Source organism: Vibrio sp. B172a, assembly GCF_030248355.1.
GTDB lineage: Bacteria > Pseudomonadota > Gammaproteobacteria > Enterobacterales > Vibrionaceae > Vibrio > Vibrio owensii.
Map to the genome: position 1 here is coordinate 19,261 of NZ_JAHGAC010000038.1, position 18,949 is coordinate 38,209.

At 47.2% G+C, this 18,949-nt stretch carries 16 protein-coding genes; 9 read left to right on the forward strand and 7 right to left on the reverse strand.

Annotated features, from left to right (window positions below; translation table 11 throughout):
* Positions 1-72 precede the first annotated feature (72 nt).
* The 4 genes from ggt to rarD all read right to left on the reverse strand — a co-directional run bounded on the left by ggt (position 73) and on the right by rarD (position 4,487).
* A complete protein-coding gene (gene ggt, locus KIT90_RS26645) occupies positions 73-1,839 on the reverse strand; it encodes a gamma-glutamyltransferase (protein WP_285379592.1) in 1,767 nt (588 codons plus the stop codon).
* Positions 1,840-1,950: 111 nt separating this feature from the next.
* Positions 1,951-2,610, reverse strand: a complete 660-nt coding sequence (locus tag KIT90_RS26650; RefSeq protein WP_009696781.1) for a LysE family translocator — start codon at positions 2,608-2,610, stop codon at positions 1,951-1,953.
* A gap of 92 nt (positions 2,611-2,702) precedes the next feature.
* Positions 2,703-3,500 (reverse strand): AraC family transcriptional regulator, encoded by a 798-nt coding sequence (locus KIT90_RS26655; protein ID WP_005451239.1) that lies wholly within the window; start codon positions 3,498-3,500, stop codon positions 2,703-2,705.
* A 72-nt stretch (positions 3,501-3,572) separates the two neighbouring features.
* On the reverse strand, positions 3,573-4,487 hold the full coding sequence (rarD, locus tag KIT90_RS26660; protein ID WP_050937618.1) for an EamA family transporter RarD: 915 nt from the start codon (positions 4,485-4,487) through the stop codon (positions 3,573-3,575).
* Between the two features lie 176 nt (positions 4,488-4,663).
* Between rarD and recQ the strand changes: the two genes are divergently transcribed.
* The 3 genes from recQ to KIT90_RS26675 all read left to right on the forward strand — a co-directional run bounded on the left by recQ (position 4,664) and on the right by KIT90_RS26675 (position 7,723).
* Positions 4,664-6,499, forward strand: coding sequence for an ATP-dependent DNA helicase RecQ (recQ, locus tag KIT90_RS26665; RefSeq protein ID WP_005451195.1), 1,836 nt, complete (start codon positions 4,664-4,666; stop codon positions 6,497-6,499).
* Between the two features lie 9 nt (positions 6,500-6,508).
* Positions 6,509-6,814: a DUF3630 family protein gene (locus KIT90_RS26670; RefSeq protein ID WP_005378772.1), complete on the forward strand. Its 306-nt coding sequence runs from the start codon at positions 6,509-6,511 to the stop codon at positions 6,812-6,814.
* A gap of 234 nt (positions 6,815-7,048) precedes the next feature.
* Positions 7,049-7,723, forward strand: a complete 675-nt coding sequence (locus KIT90_RS26675; protein ID WP_005378770.1) for a 7-cyano-7-deazaguanine/7-aminomethyl-7-deazaguanine transporter — start codon at positions 7,049-7,051, stop codon at positions 7,721-7,723.
* A 222-nt stretch (positions 7,724-7,945) separates the two neighbouring features.
* Here the strand turns inward: KIT90_RS26675 and KIT90_RS26680 are convergent, their stop codons facing one another.
* The 3 genes from KIT90_RS26680 to rhlB form a co-directional block, all read right to left on the reverse strand.
* Positions 7,946-9,589, reverse strand: coding sequence for a sugar nucleotide-binding protein (locus KIT90_RS26680; RefSeq protein WP_285379597.1), 1,644 nt, complete (start codon positions 9,587-9,589; stop codon positions 7,946-7,948).
* A 174-nt stretch (positions 9,590-9,763) separates the two neighbouring features.
* Positions 9,764-11,257: a guanosine-5'-triphosphate,3'-diphosphate diphosphatase gene (gene gppA, locus KIT90_RS26685; RefSeq protein ID WP_285379599.1), complete on the reverse strand. Its 1,494-nt coding sequence runs from the start codon at positions 11,255-11,257 to the stop codon at positions 9,764-9,766.
* 22 nt (positions 11,258-11,279) lie between these two features.
* A complete protein-coding gene (rhlB, locus tag KIT90_RS26690) occupies positions 11,280-12,590 on the reverse strand; it encodes an ATP-dependent RNA helicase RhlB (RefSeq protein WP_285379601.1) in 1,311 nt (436 codons plus the stop codon).
* 111 nt (positions 12,591-12,701) lie between these two features.
* Between rhlB and trxA the strand changes: the two genes are divergently transcribed.
* From trxA to fre, 6 genes are all read left to right on the forward strand, one after another.
* A complete protein-coding gene (trxA, locus tag KIT90_RS26695; RefSeq protein ID WP_004745500.1) occupies positions 12,702-13,028 on the forward strand; it encodes a thioredoxin TrxA in 327 nt (108 codons plus the stop codon).
* A 196-nt stretch (positions 13,029-13,224) separates the two neighbouring features.
* Positions 13,225-14,484 carry a transcription termination factor Rho gene (rho, locus tag KIT90_RS26700; RefSeq protein WP_005440042.1) on the forward strand — a complete coding sequence of 420 codons (1,260 nt, stop codon included), beginning with the start codon at positions 13,225-13,227 and terminating at the stop codon, positions 14,482-14,484.
* A gap of 106 nt (positions 14,485-14,590) precedes the next feature.
* Positions 14,591-15,583 (forward strand): hypothetical protein, encoded by a 993-nt coding sequence (locus tag KIT90_RS26705; protein ID WP_039843020.1) that lies wholly within the window; start codon positions 14,591-14,593, stop codon positions 15,581-15,583.
* Positions 15,584-15,719: 136 nt separating this feature from the next.
* Positions 15,720-17,573, forward strand: a complete 1,854-nt coding sequence (gene ubiD / locus KIT90_RS26710) for a 4-hydroxy-3-polyprenylbenzoate decarboxylase (protein WP_054824775.1) — start codon at positions 15,720-15,722, stop codon at positions 17,571-17,573.
* Entirely contained in the window at positions 17,570-17,839 is a 270-nt protein-coding gene (locus tag KIT90_RS26715; RefSeq protein ID WP_009696789.1) for a 2Fe-2S iron-sulfur cluster-binding protein, read from the forward strand. The genes ubiD and KIT90_RS26715 overlap by 4 nt, the downstream gene beginning before the upstream one ends.
* Before the next feature lie 14 nt (positions 17,840-17,853).
* Positions 17,854-18,567: an NAD(P)H-flavin reductase gene (gene fre, locus KIT90_RS26720; RefSeq protein ID WP_005451180.1), complete on the forward strand. Its 714-nt coding sequence runs from the start codon at positions 17,854-17,856 to the stop codon at positions 18,565-18,567.
* Positions 18,568-18,949 lie beyond the last annotated feature (382 nt).

An 18,949-nucleotide genomic window follows, 5' to 3' on the forward strand; every position in this document is an offset into this window, starting at 1 on the left:
TTACCATTAAAAAAGAGAGGTTTGCTCAACCCTTTGTGAGAGATCTCGCACAAGGGGTCGAGCGAAAGACTCTTACTGCCCGATAGCGGCACCTTCACGCCTTGGATCGGCTGCGCCCTCAAGACCGTCTTTTGTTATACGTATCGCATGCAGTCCAGAGTTCAAATCACGAACATCAGTTTTAAATCCCATCTTTTCCAACTCAGGCTGTAAGCCTTCTGCAGCGGTACCTTGCTCAATATCTAAGGTACCAAAACGGTTCAGTAATCGTGGCTGATTAATCGCGCTTTGGATGTCCATATCCCATTGCGTGTGGGCGATAATGGCTTGTGCGACGTAACCAATGATGCGGCTGCCACCCGGTGAGCCAATTGCCATGTAAGGCTTATCGTCCTTCATCATAATGGTCGGTGCCATGGATGAACGTGGGCGTTTGCCCGTTTCTAAGCGGTTCGCGATTGGCACTCCATCTTGATGAGTGCGGAAAGAGAAATCAGTCAGTTCGTTATTGAGCAAGAAGCCACGCACCATCAAGCGTGAGCCAAAGGCGTTCTCAATGGTTGTTGTCATTGAAACCACATTGCCTTGCTTATCGACGATATTGAAATGGCTGGTGGAAGGCAGCTCGATTGATTGGTCCATGCTTAGGTTCATCGCGTGTGACCACGGTGGATTGCCGGCTTCAACCTTACGCAAGGCTTTACCGACTTGAATCAACTCAGCACGTTGTTTGAGATAATCTTTATCAAGCAAGCCTTCGGTGGGCATTGGCACATAATCTTGGTCAGCCATGTATTTACCGCGATCCGCGAACGCAAGGCGAGACGCATCGGCGATCACTTGCCATGATTTCGCGCTTTCGGCTCCCCAACCTTTAAGATCGTATTGCTCGGTGATCGCAAGAATCTGTCCAACCGTCAATGCGCCAGAGCTAGGTGGTCCCATGCCGCAAATATCATAGCTTTGGTAAGCCGCACAAACCGGTTCACGTTGCTTGATTTGGAACGCATCAAAGTCAGGTTGTGCCAATACGCCAGGATTGCCCGGTGCATTCTGTACGGTCTTGATGATGTCTGTGGCGATATCGCCTTGATAGAAAGCTTTTGCCCCTCGCTCTGCAATTGCCGTCAGAGTTTGTGCGTATTCAGGGTTTTTCAACAACGTGCCTTCGGTTTTTGGTGAGCCATCTGGATTGAAGAAGTAAGCCTTAGTCGCAGGGAAGCGTGATAGGCGCTTGGCATCTTTCTCAATCAGACTCGCGAGACGAGGACTGACTTCGAAACCTTGCTCAGCCAAGGTAATTACAGGTTGGATGATTTTCTTCCATTCTAACTTGCCGTATTTCTGGTGCGTGTCCCACAGTAGTTTCACTGTGCCAGGAGTGGCGACGGAACGCCCACCGACAACCGCATCGTAAAACTGCAGAGGTTGTCCTTTGTCATCTAGGAAGAGTTTCGGCGTCGCGGCGAGCGGTGCGGTTTCGCGTCCATCATACGTAGTCAGTTTTTGTTTCTCACTGTCCCAATACACTAAGAAGGCGCCACCACCAATGCCTGAAGATTGCGGTTCTACCAAGCCCAGCATCAGTTGTACGGCAACCATGGCATCAATAGCATTACCGCCTTGAGCAAGAACATCCGCCCCGGCTTGGGTGGCAAGTGGGTTGGCTGCGGTGACCATATAATCTTTGGCTTTGACCAATTGCTTTTGCTCGAAACCAGTACTGTGCTCCGGCGCAACCGCATCTGCTGCTTGGTTAGCAAAGGCCGAGGTAGATAAGACGAGTGGGGAAGTAAGAAAAAGACCCGTGGTCACGAGTCGGTTGAACGTCCAATGCATGATGACTCTCCATGTTGCCAGTTTTGTGCTTTCAGCTTGGCAGTCATGAAGAGTCACGTCGAGTCAGCAATCTTAGAAATGTCGATTGTGCTACGCTTTTAAATCAGTACTTTATCCGATAAAAGTGCTGATGGTTTGGTACAAAATGCTGCCGCCCACGAGAGTAAATACCACGCCACACAGACCGTCGATGTAGATGCCTGCTTGTTGCAATTTGCGTTGTAAGCGCTGCGTCGACAGCATCCATGCAAGGCTAGAGAACCAGAATAGCGACAAGCCAAACAGGATGACCAAAGCAATACCTTTGCCAGTGATCGACATACCTGCAGGGACTAAGCTCGACATCAAACTGATAAAGAACACCAAGGCTTTCGGGTTAAGAATGTTGGTCGCAAATCCTTTAGCAAATGCCTGACGCTTATTGCTGATCACTAGGTTGTTTTGCTTCTTAGGTTGATCCGCCATTGGATTTTTGATCATTGAGATCACGGCGCGTAATGCACCAATACCTAAATAGAGCAGGTAACTACCACCGAGCAGTTGCACCACGGAGTACAACACTGGGTGCTGGTGGACGATATAACTTACGCCTGTCAGGCTGAACAAAGAGTGCAGCAAAATACCGACAGACAATCCCAACGCAATGTACAAGCCAGTTTGACGACCATGACGCGTCGCGTTTTGTACAACCAGCGCAAAGTCGGGACCGGGACTCATTAGGGCAATAAAGTGAATGCTGGCGAGCGTCAGCAATATGGTGGATTCATTCATAACACATCTCAAATATAACCAATGTGGCTATTGTCGTGGCAAGTCACCTTGTGGCGCTTGTAAAAAACTGACAGCTTTCTCGGTAAATGAAATTAACGAGTCACTTGAGAAGGGGAAACGCCGTAGGTTTGCTTAAACGCTTTGCTGAAATGCGCTTGATCGTAGAAACCGATTTGATGGGCGACGTCGGTACCACATTGACCAGCTTGCAGTAACTTCATGCCTTGTTCGAGTCGTAGGCGTGCGAACCATGCGTAAGGCGTCATGCCAGTTTGCGCTTTAAAGTGGCGCTGGAACTGAGTGGGGCTCAGTTGGCACAGCTCTGAAAGTGAATCCAAACGCACCGCTTGGTCGAGGTTTGCCATTAGATAATCTTTTAACGTCCCAAGCGATTGATTCCCAAGTGGTACTACTTTTTGTCGCTCAAGCGATCCGTAGCGATCAAAAAGCTGGTTAAATCCTTCAAAAGGAAGGCAATCTTTGGTGAGTTGGCTGAGGTTTTCACGACGAAGTAGCCCATGTAAGTTACTAAGTTGTGAAAATATCTGTGGATCCGAGATGATCAGCTCGTTGAAGTGTATTATTTGACCGTTTTGCTTAAGATCAGCCAGATCGCTCAATAGGTGAGGTTCGATCGCAAATACATTCACTTCATAGCCACTTTCGAGCTTAGATTGCCCGTCGTGCAGCTCATCTGGCGGCATTATCACAATTTGCCCGTGACCAACTTGGTGGCTGTTACCTTGGTATTGGAACTTCTGCGCACCATGCGTGATCAGACCGAGATGAAAATCCAGGTGGTAATGCCTTTGAAAAGCAAATTTCTGGTATTTCGCCTCTATCAGACTCAAGTTGTCATGGTCGGTTGCGTAGTACTGAATATGTTCCATTAAATAAAAAAAGCTTGGTCACATTATGACCAAGCTTATCCATCAATTTCTTAAATGTCTTGTAAAAAACGATCAGGCAGCTTGAGCCGCTTTGCGTGACTTGCGGTTATTACGCAGACCATCAAAGCTAAACACCACCAAAGCACCCCAAATAAAGGCGAAGGTAATGGCTTTATCGCTGGTGAACGGTTCGCCGTAAATCAGCACCGCAAGCAAGAACATCAGACTTGGACCAATGTATTGGAAGAAGCCCAACGTCGATAGCTTTAGACGGGTTGCTGCGCCAGTAAAACACAGTAGCGGCAGGGTAGTGATCACGCCTGCAGCAATCAACAAGGTATTCAGCTGCATTGGGTTATCTAGCATGTTGGACGTCGGTGAACTCGCAATAAACAGCAAGTAAATTGCTGCAGCAGGTAACATCACCAAGGTTTCAATGAATAGTCCGGTTTGTGCTTCCACACTGACTTTCTTACGCAGCAAGCCATAAAAGCCGAAACTCATTGCCAGCGCTATCGCGACCACAGGCACCGAGCCAAAGACGATCAGCTGAACTAATACGCCACAAGCAGCAAGGACAACCGCGAACCACTGAAGCTTACGTAGACGCTCACCAAGGAAGACCATCCCGAGTAAGACGTTGATCAGTGGGTTAATGTAATAACCTAAGCTGGCATCGAGCATGTGATTCGAGTTCACCGCCCAAATGAAGATCAACCAGTTTGCACCCACCAAAATGGCAGTAGAAACCAGAAACATCATCTTGGTTTTGTTTTTAATGATGTCGCGAACCGAGCGCCAATGGCGACCAAAATGGAGGAGTGCGGCTAGCAAAAAGAAAGACCAAATCACTCGGTGGCTTAAGATCTCTAGTGGCGAGACTTCAGCAATCGATTTGAAGTAAATGGGTGCGATGCCCCACATGGTGTACGCGCCAATAGCAAGCAAGACGCCTTGCCGTGAGCGTTGTTGTTCTTCTGGTGTCATGGGATGTCACCTAATTGAGTTTTTATAGAGCAGAAAATCAGTATACGAGTCGTGAGCTGAATCACCTAACAATTTGCGGTTTTATTCACCATGAAACCCCATTACAATGTGCCCTCACTTTGCGTGCTAGTGGCATGCATAAGCACCTCTTTTTAAGACCCAATCTGAGATTTTTCATGACCTCTACCTTGTTAGCCGAACAATCAGACTCGCCTGTAACGCCTCAACGTGTGTTGGAGGATGTGTTTGGTTACCAAGAGTTCCGTGATGGTCAGCAGTTGGTGATTGACGCTGCAGTAGAAGGTCGCGACAGCTTAGTTATCCTGCCTACTGGTGGCGGGAAGTCGCTGTGTTATCAAATTCCTGCTTTGGTTCGCTCTGGCATTACTTTGGTCATTTCTCCGCTTATCTCGCTGATGAAGGACCAAGTGGACCAACTTAAAGCCAACGGTGTAGCGGCTGAGTGTATTAACTCGACCATGCCTCGTGAAGAGCTGCTCAGCGTGTATAACCGCATGCACACTGGGCATCTTAAGTTGGTGTACGTCTCGCCAGAACGCGTATTGATGCGTGATTTCATTGAGCGCTTGGAAAACTTGCCGCTATCGATGATTGCCGTCGATGAAGCGCACTGTATTTCCCAGTGGGGACACGACTTCCGTCCAGAGTACGCCGCGCTTGGTCAACTTAAGCAGCAATTTTCCCATGTGCCATTTATGGCGCTGACGGCGACCGCAGATGACGCTACGCGCCGAGATATTCTTGAGCGTCTGCAACTGAATAATCCAGAGGTTTACCTAGGCAGCTTCGACCGCCCTAACATCCGCTACAACTTAGTTGAGAAGCACAAGCCGGTTTCGCAAATCGTTCGTTATCTTGAAACCCAAAAGGGTAACTGCGGCATCATCTATTGTGGTAGCCGTAAGAAAGTTGAGATGGTGACTGAGAAGTTGTGCAACAACCACATTCGTGCTGCTGGTTATCACGCAGGTATGGACGCTGATGAGCGCGCTTATGTTCAAGAAGCTTTCCAACGTGATGACATTCAAATTGTAGTAGCGACCGTGGCATTCGGTATGGGCATCAACAAACCAAACGTGCGCTTTGTGGTTCACTTTGATATCCCGCGCAATATCGAATCCTACTATCAGGAAACCGGTCGTGCAGGGCGTGATGGTCTGCCTGCGGAAGCGATGATGTTGTATGACCCGGCGGACATCAGTTGGCTGCGTCGTATGTTGGATGAGAAAGACGATGGTCCACAGAAGCAGGTGGAAACTCACAAACTGAATGCGATGAGTGCCTTTGCTGAGGCGCAGACTTGTCGCCGTCAGGTGCTATTGAATTACTTTGGTGAGTATCGTGAGAAGCCATGTGGCAACTGCGATATTTGCTTAGATCCACCGAAACACTTTGATGCCACAGAAGAAGCACGTAAGGCGTTGTCTTGTGTGTACCGTGTTAATCAAAGCTTTGGTATGGGTTACGTAGTAGAAGTGCTACGTGGCATGCAAAATATTCGTGTACGTGAAAATGGGCACGATAAGATTTCTACCTACGCGATAGGGCGCGATCACAGCCACGATTACTGGGTGAGTATCTTCCGTCAGTTAATCCACAAAGGGCTGTTGTTCCAAAACATCACGCGTAACTCAACGCTGCAACTTACCGAAGAAGCGCGTCCGCTGCTACGTGGCGATGTGACTCTAGAGTTAGCGGTTCCGCGTTTAGACACCGCAGCACGTGCGGCGAAGTCAGATAAACTGACCAGCAAGAACTACGACAAAAAGCTGTTTGCTAAGTTACGCAAGTTGCGTAAGTCGATTGCTGATGAAGATGGTTTGCCACCATACGTGGTCTTCAGTGACGCGACTTTGATTGATATGGCTGAAATTCTGCCAACGTCTTACGGCGAAATGCTGGCAGTCAGCGGTGTTGGTCAGCGCAAACTAGAGAAGTACGCCGACCCATTCCTTGATTTGATTCAAGAACACATTACTCACCACGGATAAGGAACCAAGATGCAAAAGGAATTTGGCTTAGCGGACTACATGGCACAAGAAGGGCGCTTAATCATTACCGCGCCGAGCTTTGACCTTGATAGCTTTCCTGCCTTAGGTGAGCGTTTAGTCGGCTTGCTTTCCGCTACTGTGGTGGAAAAGCAATGGGATGCGGACATTCACTCTTGGCTGATCGACTTTGAAGGTTGCCGACTGTTTATGAAAGCAGAGCATTACAGTGAAGCGATTTGGTTTGAAGCGTTAGCGATTGAAGAGAGCAGGGAAGAGTTGGATTATCTTGCAGGATTGTTCCAGCGCGGTTTCTAAAAATAGAATTTTTCTAGAGAGGGTGTTTCACATGAAACACCCTTTTTTATGCTCAAACGTTTGCGTAAAACACACGACTTGCGGCGAAAAGTGGTTAATGTATAATCGCCCACCGCTTCGCTCAGAATGAGCCAAGCCAGTTTATTTTTCATTTTACATTGTTGGTAAGAGCCACTTTATTCAGTGACTCGATTTGGGTTCCCTCACCCCCAAACCAAACTAAAAAGGTATCGCATGAGTAACTTTACCCCTGCGCAGCAGCGCAACGCCCTTATCTATCTGGTTCTATTCCACCTAGTCATTATTGCATCTAGCAATTACCTAGTTCAGCTACCGTTTACTATTTTCGGTTTCCATACCACTTGGGGTGCATTCACTTTCCCATTTATCTTCTTAGCGACTGACTTAACTGTGCGTATTTTCGGAGCTCAGTTGGCGCGTAAGATCATCTTCTTAGTGATGTTGCCTGCGTTGGCTGTGTCTTACTTCTTATCGGTGGTGTTCTTCGAAGGTCAATTCCAAGGTTTTGGTCACCTAGGGGAATTTAACTTATTCGTTGCTCGTATCGCGATTGCTAGTTTCATGGCGTACCTACTTGGTCAGATCATGGATGTGCACGTGTTCAACCGCTTACGTCAAATGAAGCAATGGTGGGTGGCACCAACGTGTTCAACGCTTTTCGGTAATGCACTTGATACCATCGCTTTCTTCGCCATTGCGTTCTACCAAAGCCCAGATCCATTTATGGCGGAGCACTGGACGGAAATCGCGCTGGTGGATTACGGCTTCAAACTGATTATCAGTCTTGGTTTGTTCGTTCCTATGTACGGCGTATTACTGAATTACCTAATTAAGAAGCTGACTGCGGTGAACCCTGATTTTAAGGTGACGACAAGCGTTCAGTCTTAATATCAGTGGGAACCCCGAAAGCCGCTTGCTTAAATCAAGCGGCTTTTTTGTATCTGTTTACTTGGGTTTAGAGCGTTTTGTACAGCGTGGGGAGTAATTAGGTCATGGGTGTCCAAAAGCTCCCTAAGCTGTACGAGGGTAAAAATGAGCAATAAAAAAGGTCCCGAGTGAGACCTTTTAATCGAAGATACGGAACGTAGAGGAAGCTCGCTGACGAAATGGCTAACGGAGCATCTTCTCAATCAAAATGGCTTTTTGCGCATCGAAGGCGCCAAGTTGCAGGCCGTTCTCCCAACTGATGCTTTGATTGAACATCGCCAGCATCAAACCGACACTGCGTTGATTGGCGTCCTGCCAGCAATCAGACTCGCTATACTCTCCATCATTTATCGCGTTGCCATTAACGAGAATGGGCTCGAAACGCCATTTTTCGCCGACACGGTAGTAGCCTTTACTGGTTAAGGTCTGGTTGGATTGAATCGTTAGATTGTGCTCGATGCCCGGCTCACCTGTTAATTCAAATACAAATCTTAGCTGGTGGTCGCCACATTGCAGCTCAACGATCAGTTGGCCGCTTTCCTCAATCAGTGTTGACTGAGAGTAGTCTCCGAAGCAGTGCAGCAACCAAGAAATAGGGTGGCTAGCTGTTTCAAGAAACCACTCTTTGAGTGTGAAGTTGCTCGGTAGGTTAACTTGGGTGACTAGATTGACCACACAAGGTTGGGTTTGCAAAGTGAGCCACTTCTCTATCGTCTTGGCGGTCGCTAGCTGAGCAAAGGCGTAATTAACCAATAGGTTGGCGTTCGGTTGCTGCCAGTGAGTGATGTCGGAATTCAATCCCACCAAGGGCTTTTCACAAATCAGCTTGGTTGAACCCAACGTCTTAATTATCTCTGCATGAGTATGTGCAGGTGTCGCGATGGTCACTGCATCAAGTTGTGTGAGTGCGCTGATGTTCGTTTCTGCCTTTGGGATCGCTTCTTCATTGCAGGCTTGCTGAAGAGGTTCTATTTGGTTGGCGCATAACGTCGTGACCGATACACCATTGTTTCGATAGTGGGGAATGTGTGTGCGTCCCCAGTTGATGCCTATGATGCCGGCTTGCTGGATTTGCTCTGGCTTGTTGAAACGTTCACTCAATGGCGGCAAGGCAATTCGTTCATCTGTTAGACGTTGGTCATGGTGATAGTCATTGCCTGGCAGCACTTGCCATGGCTTGTTGTAATGCTGCTTGAGTGCACAAACGAGTTCGTAGAAATTCCACTTATCCTTTAAGTTGCTATCAAGGTGATATAAACCGGCTTCGTTCCGCTCAATAAGCTGCAAAAAGGCGAGTGCAGTATCGTCCATATGAGAAGTCGCGGGATACCAAGCCGTGCTAGCGGTAATAACGCCGTTCTCTGCATGTTGGCGGTCGAGATGCGCCAACATGTTATTGCCTTCTGCTTGGTGATGGAGTTGCCAGCCGACTCGAGCAATCATCGCATCCGGATTTGCTTGCCAGATTGCATCTTCACAACGAACTTTGTATTTGCCGTATTCATCTTGGGTGTTTCTTTCTTCAAAGATGCCATAAGGCCCATTTTTTGTGGCATCAAATACCATTGCTGTACTGACAAAAAGATAAGGAATGTTGCGCTGTTTGCAGTGCTCACCAAGCCACGCTGCCCACGCTTCACTCCCCATCGCCATATGGCACACCGCATCAATGTGGTGCTGCTGCCAAAATTGCTCACTTTGCTGTAGATCATCCGGTGGGATTTGGTGGTGATTCCATTCCAATACATTCCAGCCGCGGAGGTGGAACTGATGAGCAACTTTAGGGGCGAGGGTGCCAGTTAAGCCAGTCATTAAAACGGTTTTCATGATGGTGCATCTTGGTTGGCTAAATCGTGTTTATCAATAAAGCATGGCTGTTTTTCGATGTAGAGCGGAGAAGCTGAGATTTTTGCTGAGCAGCACGTTTTGTTGGGGTAAAAGTTCGATACAAAAAGCCCAAGCGAGTGCTTGGGCTTAATACGTTATGACAGAAGTGGTCGATTATATTGCTACGACGCTTAACGGCCAGCCGATATCTGTCTGACGGTTGGCTTCAATTTCCAACTCAGCGGCTGTCAGTGGGTTTACCTCTAGCCACTGCGCATCAATGTTGAGCGTCAGTTTGTCGCCTTCTGCAGTTAGAGTCACATTTGGCTCCAGATCAGGGTTGCGACGATGGCTGAGTAGAACCGCAAGGCGTAATAGACGCAGCACGCGTTTACCACTGGTTCCTGACAGAGCATGTTGCTCCGGCAGTGAGGTTAGCTGTTCACGGTAACGGCGAGCAATTTCACCGATAAAGAACTTTTGTGCGCGTGTGTAACCAGGCAAATCCAAGTGCTGAAGCAGGTAAGCACTGTGTGCACCACCTTTTTTGAAATCGATAGTCAGACCGATTTCATGAAGCTTAGCTGTTGTTTCTAGCAGCACTTTACCTTGAGGTTCTGTTACCCATGCTTCACCGCCAACTTGTTCAAGCAGTTTGCCCGCAAGTTTTGCGACTTGTTCACCGTAATGGCAATCAAGTTGGTAACGGCTTTGTACGCTACAAATAGTACGTGCACGGATATCGTTTTGACGAAGCTCGTCAACCATCTCATACACCAAGCCTTCACGTAGTGCGCCGCCAGCCAGTGTCATAGCATCGATTTCTAGTAGCTCAAAGATCGCAATTAAAATGGATAAGCCACTTGGGAACACCAAAGCACGCTCTAGGGTAAGCCCTTCAATATCGAGCTCTTCCAAGTGATCAGCAAGCATCGCCTGCTTTTGCAGACGCTTAAGTTTGGAGTGAGTAATCACTTCGTCCATACCTTGCGCTAGCATTATCTCTTGTAGTGCTTGAACGGTACCAGATGCTCCAACACACACATCCCAACCTAGGTCGGTGTACTGTTCTAAGATTGGCATCAGAGTTTGCTTGGCACCTTCAATTGCGGCTTCGAAGTTACGTGCATTTAATTGGCGGTCTTTGAAGAAGTTCTCTAACCAAGTCACACAGCCCATTTTTAGACTGGTCAGTGCTTTGGCTTCGAAACCTTCACCAATAATCAGTTCGGTACTCGCACCGCCGATATCGACCACAAGGCGACGACCGCTGCCACCGGAGGTGTGAGCGACACCTTTATATATAGTGGCGGCTTCTTCTTCGCCGGTAATCACCTCGATAGGCTGACCTAAAATTTGGTTCGCCTTCTCTAGAAAAACATCCACATTAGTCGCGGTACGCAATGTCGCGGTACCCACAATGCGGATGTTCTGTTTAGGAATATCCTGCAAGCGTTCTGCAAATAGACTTAAGCAGTCCCATCCTCGCTGCATAGCTTCCATACTAAGAGAGTTATGTTCATCTAAGCCCGCGGCTAGACGAACTTTGCGCTTAATTTTAGCCATAGTTTGAACGCTGCCATCGATGTGACGCACAACGAGCATGTGAAAACTGTTCGACCCGAGGTCGATGGCGGCGTATAGCGGTGATGATCCTGCTTGACTCATAAACGACTTCAGTTTCCTTTTATTATTGTTTTGGCGCTGATTGACGCGGCTGACGAGGACGACGTCCTTGCGGCTTGCGGTTACCAGAGCGAGTGCCACCTGTATTGGTGCGACGTTGCTGAGTTCGAGGCGCGCGCATACGAAGTGGTGCAGGCAAGTCTTGGATTAGAGCCGAAGCATCGTAATCAGAAACTGGAATTGCGTGCTCAATGTATTCTTCGATTGGTGGCAGGTTGATTGCGTAATCTTCACAAGCAAAGCTAATAGAGTGACCACTTGCGCCAGCACGACCAGTACGACCGATACGGTGAACGTAGTCTTCACAATCATCTGGTAGGTCGAAGTTGAATACGTGTGTTACTTGAGGAATATGAAGACCACGTGCTGCAACGTCAGTTGCGACTAGTAGGTCAACTTCACCACGAGTGAATTGCTCAAGAATCTTTTCACGCTTCTTCTGTGGTACATCACCAGTCAGTAGACCAACACGGTGACCATCGGCTGCTAGGTGACCCCAAATCGACTCACACTTATGCTTAGTGTTAGCAAAAACGATCGCGCGATCTGGCCATTCTTCTTCAATTAGCGTTTGAAGCAGTGCCATCTTGTCTTCATTAGAAGGGTAGAAAAGCTCTTCTTGGATGCGGTGACCGGTTTTTTGCTCTGGCTCAACCACAACATGCTCAGGGTTGTGCATGTGTTCGAATGCCAATTCTTGTACGCGATAAGACAATGTTGCTGAGAACAGCATGTTCAAACGCTCTTTTGGCTCAGGCATACGACGGAACAAGAAACGAATGTCTTTAATAAAGCCAAGATCAAACATACGGTCCGCTTCATCCAGAACAACCGCTTGAATGTTGTTTAGGTTGAATACGCGTTGCTTGTAGAAGTCGATGATACGGCCTGTAGTGCCGATAAGAATGTCTACGCCGTCTTGCAGTTTTGCCAGTTGCTTGTCGTAGCTTTCGCCACCGTACGCTAAAGCGGCTTTAAGACCCGTGCTAGCAATCAAAGGTTCAGCATCGTTAAAGATCTGAATCGCTAGCTCACGCGTTGGCGCCATAATGATCGCGCGCGGCTGAGTTGGCTTACGACCTTCGTGCTCTGGTGTCGTTAGAAGATGGTTGAAGGTAGCAGTAAGAAACGCGAGGGTTTTACCAGTACCCGTTTGGGCCTGGCCTGCAATGTCTTGGCCGGTGAGCAGTACCGGCAACGCCAAGGCTTGGATAGGGGTACAATATTCGAACCCTTTTTTTTCCAATCCTTCAATAACTTGGGGCTTTAAATCCAAATCGGCGAACTTTTGCTCTGTGATATGCGTCTTTTTCATAGCGATAGAATATCAGCTAAAGCTTGCAATAAGAAAGTAAATACATTCCAATAGGGCATCTATTTACTGGTTATCATCCAACCAGTTTCGAAAAACACATTGGAGTGGAAGATGAGTGATAAGATTTTGCAGCTTACTGATGACGGTTTTGAAAACGATGTAATCAACGCTGCAGGCCCGGTTCTAGTTGATTTTTGGGCAGAATGGTGTGGTCCTTGTAAAATGATCGCTCCTATCCTGGACGAAATCGCTGACGAGTACGAAGGCAAACTCACTATCGGTAAACTAAACATTGACCATAACGCAGGTACACCACCTAAGTTTGGCATTCGCGGTATTCCAACGCTACTGTTATTCAAAGACGGTAACGTAGCGGCAACGAAAGTTGGTGCTTTGTCTAAGACTCAACTAAAAGAGTTCCTAGACGCAAACCTATAATCACCAAGTGATTACAAACAAAACCGTGCAATATGACAATGCGCGGTTTTGTTTTTCTAACTCTGGACTAGAATATTAATTAGTGCTAACTTATCGCGCGTTAATTGAACAAATTTCTCTTCTTGGTCGATCCTGAGACCAAATCCATCTTAACTAGAAAACAGATCTTATTTTGACTAAACAAGCATCCACCACCATGAATCTTACTGAACTGAAGAACAGACCTGTGTCTGACCTTGTAAAGCTTGGCGAAAGCCTGGGTCTTGAGAACCTAGCTCGTCTAAGAAAACAAGACATCATCTTCGCAATTCTTAAAGCGCACGCAAAAGGCGGCGAAGACATCTTTGGCGATGGGGTTCTGGAGATTCTGCAAGACGGCTTTGGTTTCCTACGTAGCGCGGACAGCTCATACCTTGCTGGTCCAGACGATATCTACGTTTCGCCAAGTCAGATTCGTCGCTTCAACCTACGTACTGGTGACTCAATTGCTGGTAAAATTCGCCCACCAAAAGACGGTGAGCGTTACTTTGCTCTGCTAAAAGTCAACACAGTTAACGACGACAAACCAGACAACGCTCGTAACAAGATCCTATTCGAGAACTTAACGCCTCTACACGCTAACGAGCGTATGGTAATGGAGCGCGGTAACGGTTCTACAGAAGACATCACAGCACGTGTTTTAGACTTGGCATCGCCAATTGGTAAAGGTCAACGTGGTCTGATTGTTGCTCCGCCTAAAGCGGGTAAGACAATGCTTCTGCAAAACATCGCTCAAAGCATCGCATACAACCACCCAGAGTGTGAGTTGATGGTACTTCTTATCGACGAACGTCCAGAAGAAGTAACAGAGATGCAGCGTCTAGTTAAAGGTGAAGTAGTAGCGTCAACGTTCGATGAGCCAGCTTCTCGCCACGTACAAGTAGCGGAAATGGTAATCGAGAAAGCAAAACGTCTTGTTGAACACAAGAAAGACGTGGTTATCCTGCTTGACTCTATCACTCGTCTAGCTCGTGCATACAACACCGTAGTGCCTTCATCAGGTAAAGTACTAACTGGTGGTGTGGATGCAAACGCACTACACCGTCCTAAGCGTTTCTTCGGTGCAGCACGTAACGTAGAAGAAGGTGGCAGCCTAACTATCCTTGCTACTGCTCTAGTTGATACTGGTTCGAAGATGGACGAAGTTATCTACGAAGAGTTCAAGGGTACAGGTAACATGGAAATCCACTTGAACCGTAAGATCGCAGAGAAGCGTGTATTCCCAGCGATTGATTTCAACCGCAGCGGCACACGTCGTGAAGAGCTTCTAACTAAGAACGAAGAGCTTCAGAAGATGTGGATTCTACGTAAGATTGTTCACCCAATGGGTGAAATCGATGCAATGGAATTCCTAATCGACAAGCTAGCGATGACGAAGACCAACGACGAATTCTTTGATGCAATGCGTCGTCAGTAGTCTCAGATAAGTAATTCTGCGAAGGGCCACCGTATATCGGTGGCTTTTTTATTGCTTTCTCCCGATAGAAGTATCAGAATGAAGGAAATGTTATCGGGAGGTTAACATGCAACAAGGAATGTTGTCGTCATTACTCCTGAGCTTGTCACTTATCACACTACCCGCGACGTTATCTGCCAAGGAAATGCAGGAAACCGTAGTAGAACAGTGGCTTCAGGATACCCATATACAGACCAAAGTATCTGAATTGCTCGATTATGCAGTCAGAGACGAAGTCGACTCTCTCAAATTCGCCCTCGACCGATTGGCTTTTCCTCAACAAGAAGTCGTTCGCTTCCTATTGCTCGAAAAACTAGAGCAGCAAGAAATCATCCTCACGCCGAGAATGGCTATTTTTGTCGAATCTCAGATCAGCATTACGCCGACTTACCAAGTACTTGAACGTGGTGATGGTTATGAATTCAGTGTGCCTGCGTTTAATTTTCCTGCGATCGCCAGTCGTCTGATTAAGCGCTGGAAGCAAGACCAAAGTACGTTGGAGTTTGTTTTAGCGGCAGAGCGACAAGAGCTTGATTTGAAAGATTGGCTTACTGGTACGTCACAGCAAGTGCAAACCAGAGAAGCGTTACTTATTCGCGAGCTAGACAGCTTGTCTCCCAACGCACTTGAAGCGCTCACCAAGCAGTTAACCCATGCAAACGTCACCAGCTGGTTACCTTCAACAGCGGTTGTGGTGCGTTTGGCGCAAGTCAGCCAAGATGAGGCCATGTATGATCTGCTATGGCGAATGCGCGCAGATTACAATAGCCAGACAGAGCTTGAAAGACTGGCTGAGGTGAGCGATGAGTTCTCACTACAACAATTGATGAATGCCACCGTCAATCCAACCTTAAAACCTTACGCGATTGAGTTGCTCACGAGATCCAATCCACTTACTCCGAACGTAAAACAATTCCTAGTAGCCAAGATGGCGCTTTCAGAAGAAGCCACTTTGGTTGCAAGAGAGTTAGCGAAGCAGGGGCATCAATCTTGGTTGGAAGAGCTTGTTTCAAGCAATCGCCAAGTGAAGGCGCGGCAAATTCAGGAATTCCTGAAGTGATAGCACTTCAAAAGGCCTTTCTTCGTGTTGTTTCTATTGAAGCAATCTAGCTCACATACCCACACAAAATAGGAGGATCTTAGCGTCCTCCTATTTGTTATACTGCAGACAGTTTAATCAGCCAGCATGAAGGCCTATGAGTTTTAAGGATTTACGCGAATTTATCGACCACCTAGAACAGAAAGGTCGACTTAAACGCATCACTCACCCCGTCGATCCCGCTTACGAAATGACAGAAATCAGTGACCGCACCTTGCGTGCTGGTGGTCCTGCATTGTTGTTTGAGAACCCAATCGGCTACGACGTACCTGTTTTGACGAACCTATTTGGTACGCCAGAGCGTGTCGCAATCGGCATGGGACGCGAAGACGTTAAAGAATTAAGAGAAGTCGGTAAGCTGCTGGCTTATTTAAAAGAACCTGAGCCACCAAAAGGCTTCAAAGACGCTTTAGAAAAGCTGCCTGTGTTCAAGCAAGTATTGAACATGCCGGCTAAGCGTTTACGTAAAGCACCATGCCAAGACATTGTTTGGCAAGGTGATGAAGTCGACTTGGATAAGATTCCGGTAATGAGCTGCTGGGCAGAAGATGTTGCGCCACTGCTTACTTGGGGCTTAACCGTAACCAAAGGTCCAAACAAGAAACGCCAGAACCTAGGCATTTATCGTCAGCAGAAAATTGCCAAGAACAAAATCATCATGCGTTGGTTAGCTCACCGTGGTGGTGCGCTTGACCTGCGCGATTGGATGGAAACCAACCCAGGTAAACCTTTCCCTGTGTCAGTCGCGTTTGGTGCAGACCCAGCAACCATTCTTGGCGCAGTAACACCAGTGCCAGATACGCTATCGGAATACGCATTTGCAGGTTTGCTGCGTGGAAGCAAAACGGAAGTCGTGAAGTCAGTCAGTAATGATTTGGAAGTGCCAGCGAGCGCGGAAATCGTGATGGAAGGCTATATCGACCCGAACGAGTTTGCTGATGAAGGCCCTTACGGTGACCACACTGGCTACTATAACGAAAAAGAAAAGCACCACGTATTTACCATTACGCACATTACAATGCGTAAAGACCCTATTTATCACAGCACCTACACAGGTCGTCCGCCAGATGAACCAGCTGTATTGGGTGTGGCATTAAACGAAGTGTTTGTGCCGATTCTGCAAAAGCAATTCCCAGAGATTGAAGACTTCTATCTACCGCCAGAAGGTTGTTCGTACCGAATGGCAGTCGTCACCATGAAGAAGCAGTACCCAGGACATGCCAAGCGCGTAATGATGGGTGTGTGGTCTTTCTTGCGTCAATTCATGTATACCAAGTTTGTTATTGTGTGCGATGAATCGGTAAACGCACGAGATTGGAATGATGTCGTGAAAGCCATGTCAGAGCATATGGATCCTGTGCGTGATACCTTGATGATAGATAACACGCCAATCGACTCGCTCGACTTTGCTTCACCTGTGGTTGGGCTTGGCTCCAAAATGGGCTTAGATGCGACCATAAAATGGGATGCTGAACTGGCAACACGAACCAAGGTCACTGAGCAAGATAATAAAGCGATTACCCAATCTGATCTGGATGCGTTGAAACAGCAACGCCCTGAAATTGTCGATGTCTACCTACCAGCAACGGCGAACAACCAATTTGCTGTCGTGACAATGAAGAAAGACCAAGCCGGTCAATCTAAAGCATTGATGGAATACTTATGGGACTTCTTTGCTCAGTACACGGATAACAAATTCATTATTTTGTGCGACGATGACGTCAATGCACAAGATTGGAATGACATCATTTGGGCTGTGACAACTCGAATGGATCCAGACAGAGATACCACTCAAGTTCGTGGTAAGGCGGGTAGTTCATCTAAACTTGGGCTCGATGCGACCAATAAGTTTGAATCTGAAGCCACGCGCGAGTGGGGCACGCCTATCAAAAAAGATCCTAAACTTGTGGCTAAAGTCGATGAGATTTGGGACCAGTTAGGTATTCTATGAGTCATCAAGTCCACCTTCTACCAATGGACGTTACGTTCCAAGTAAAAGAAGGGGAGACGGTGTTGGAAGCTGCGCTCAACAACAATATTCGCTTCCCGCACCGTTGCCAAGTTGGCGCTTGCGCCATGTGCATGTGTAAAAAGCTAACGGGCGAGGTGAGCTATCACCTCGAACCTATGCTAACCGAAAAAGAGCAGCAGCAAGGTTGGATATTCCCTTGCCAAGCCTATACAGAAAGTAATTTAGTGCTTACTTTTGACGAGTAAGCGAGAGGAACACCATGACCATCCAATGTAAAGTAAAGTCTATTCAGCCGTTAGCTTGTAATACTTACCAAATCCTTCTTCACCCAGAATCACCAGTGCCTTTTAAAGCAGGTCAGTACCTAATGGTCGTGATGGGTGAAAAAGACAAACGTCCTTTCTCTATTGCGAGCAGTCCTTGTCGCCATGAAGGTGAGCTTGAACTGCACATCGGTGCGGCGGAACACAATGCTTATGCACTAGAAGTCGTAGAAGCAATGCAAGCTGCCCTAGAAACAGATGGTCATATCGAGATTGATGCTCCACATGGTGATGCTTGGGTTCAAGAAGAAAGCGAACGCCCGCTATTATTGATTGCTGGTGGTACTGGCTTTAGTTACGTGCGCTCGATTCTGGATCACTGTGTTGCACAGAACAAAACCAACCCTATCTATTTATACTGGGGTGCACGAGACAACTGCCAGCTTTATGCTAAAGAAGAACTGGTCGAGATTGCCGATAAGTTTGCTAACGTTCACTTTGTTCCAGTAGTAGAAGAAGCACCAGCAGACTGGCAAGGTAAGGTTGGTAACGTGCTACAAGCAGTAGCTGAAGATTTCGAAAGCTTAGAAAACTACGATATCTATATTGCAGGCCGCTTTGAAATGGCAGGTGCAGCACGTGAACAGTTCACTCAGAACAAGAAAGCGAAGAGCGAACGTATGTTCGCAGACGCGTACGCATTCATTTAAATACGGCTTTTGAGGCAGAAAAAGAGGGTTTTTTACCCTCTTTTTTGCTTTTTTGATGAAATAGTCATCGAACAGTCAGTTTTTTCCATTTTTTTTCAAAAAAGGGTTGCGAACGGATCTGAGTTCCCTATAATGCGCATCCACCGACACGGCAGACGCGATAAGGCTTCAGCAGGGTCGGAGAGGTGAAAAGCTTCTGAGAAAATAAATTGAAAAAAGTGTTTGACACTCTCAATTATATCGCTAGAATGCACCTCCGCTTTGAGAGAAAAACTTCTCGATAAGCAAGCTCTTTAACAATATAGACCTATCAATCTGTGTGGGCACTCGTTGATGATAATCCAATTAGAAGCTTCGGCTTTAAATTAGGTTTCAATGAAAC